Origin of the sequence: Devosia sp. (genome assembly GCF_041917035.1) — a bacterium.
Lineage (GTDB): Bacteria > Pseudomonadota > Alphaproteobacteria > Rhizobiales > Devosiaceae > Devosia_A.
Window position 1 is genome coordinate 1 of the sequence record NZ_JAYRYM010000451.1, and the last position, 1571, is coordinate 1571.

General features: G+C 70.5%; 3 protein-coding genes. All 3 read left to right on the plus strand.

The genetic code is table 11. The features are described 5' to 3' along the window. On the plus strand, positions 1-188 hold a 188-nt coding region (locus tag ACE3TU_RS22210), incomplete at its 5' end, for a TIM barrel protein (protein ID WP_374628025.1). 111 nt (positions 189-299) lie between these two features. Continuing rightward, the gene (locus ACE3TU_RS22215) at positions 300-1250 is read left to right on the plus strand and encodes a VOC family protein (protein ID WP_374628026.1); all 951 of its coding nucleotides are present in this window, start codon (positions 300-302) and stop codon (positions 1248-1250) included. After that, the coding region (locus tag ACE3TU_RS22220) for an alpha/beta hydrolase (RefSeq protein ID WP_374628027.1) at positions 1247-1571 on the plus strand (325 nt) is incomplete at its 3' end. The genes ACE3TU_RS22215 and ACE3TU_RS22220, both read left to right, overlap by 4 nt.

Here is a 1571-nt window from a genome sequence, read left to right on the forward strand (position 1 = left end):
GGGTCGACCGGCTGGCGCATGTTCACCTTGCCGATGCCCCCGGACGGGGAGCGCCGGGCAGCGGCGGCATGGACTATGCCGAGCGGCTCGCATGGCTGGAGAAGGCGGGTTACGCCGGGCTCGTCGGCCTCGAGTACCGGCCGGGCGGGCCGACGCTGCCGACTCTCGGCTTTCGCGAACGGCTCTGAGACTGGTCGGGATCGTCGAACAATCTGTCCCGGCCCGACGGGTTTTGTGCGTGCGTTCGGCAACCATATGTCGTCGCAACGGCGGCAAGGCCGCGACAGGAGATGATTGCCATGCTCACGCAGATCAAGGGACTGCACCACGTCACCGCCATGGCGCGCGATGCGGCGCTCAACAATGACTTCTTCACCCGAGCGCTGGGGCTGCGGCGGGTCAAGCAGACGGTCAATTTCGACGAGCCCAGCGTCTACCATCTCTACTATGGCGATGCCGCCGGCTCGCCGGGGACGATCATGACGCACTTCCCGTTTCCCCGCATCGCGCGCGGCCGGCCCGGCACCGGGGAGGTCGGCACCACGGCCTTCGCCGTGCCGAAGGGCACGCTCGGCTTCTGGCAGGACCGGCTGGTCGCGGAGGGCGTCGGCAACCTTGAGGCCTCCGAGAGCTTCGGGGAGCGTCGGTTGAGTTTCCGGGCGCCGGAAGGGGATGCGCTGGCTCTGGTCGAGGTGGCGGACGACGCCCGCGCGCCGTGGACCGGCAATGGCGTCGGCGCCGGCGAGGCGATCAGGGGCTTTCATTCGGCGGCCCTTCGCCTGCGCGATGGCGGTGGAAGCGAGGAGCTGCTCGGCTTCATGGGCTACGAGGCGGAGGCAGAGTCGCATGGCGTGCGTCGCTTCGTCCGGCCGGGCGGCAACGGCGCCGACCGGATCGACATCGAGGTCCTGCCGGCGGTGGAGCGCGGCGCCCTCGGGGCCGGTTCGGTGCACCACCTCGCCTTTGCCGTCGAGGATCGCGCCGCGCAGCTGGCGGTCCGCCAGGCCCTGCTCGATACCGGCTACCAGGTGACGCCGGTGATCGATCGCGACTATTTCTGGGCCATCTACTTCCGCACGCCCGGCGGGGTGCTGTTCGAGATCGCCACCAACGAGCCCGGCTTCGATCGCGACGAGGACAGCGCGCACCTGGGCGAAGCGCTCAGGCTGCCCCGCCAGCACGAGCACCTGCGGTCCGCGCTCGAGCGGACGCTGCAGCCGCTTGAGGATCGGATGGAGACGACGCGATGAACCCCGACCAGGGCTATGTCACGGCCGAGCGGCCCGGCGCCTCCGCCGAGGCACCAACGCTCTTCCTGTTCCACGGTACCGGCGGAGACGAGCACCAGTTCCTCGATCTCGCCACCGAGCTGAGGCCCGACACGCGCCGCATCGGCCTGCGCGGCGACGTTTCGGAAGGCGGGGCGCTGCGCTATTTCCGGCGCCTCGCCGAAGGACGCTACGACATGCAGGACCTCGCCCGCGCCACGGCCAGGGTCGCGTCCTTCGTCGCCGCGACGGCGCCGGCCGGCGAGCGGCTGGCGCTGGGCTACTCGAACGGCGCCAACATCA

Excerpts from the sequence above, each read along its gene's own strand:
- ACE3TU_RS22215 (WP_374628026.1), top strand. The coding sequence starts at position 300 with ATGCTCACGCAGATCAAGGGACTGCACCACGTCACCGCCATGGCGCGC.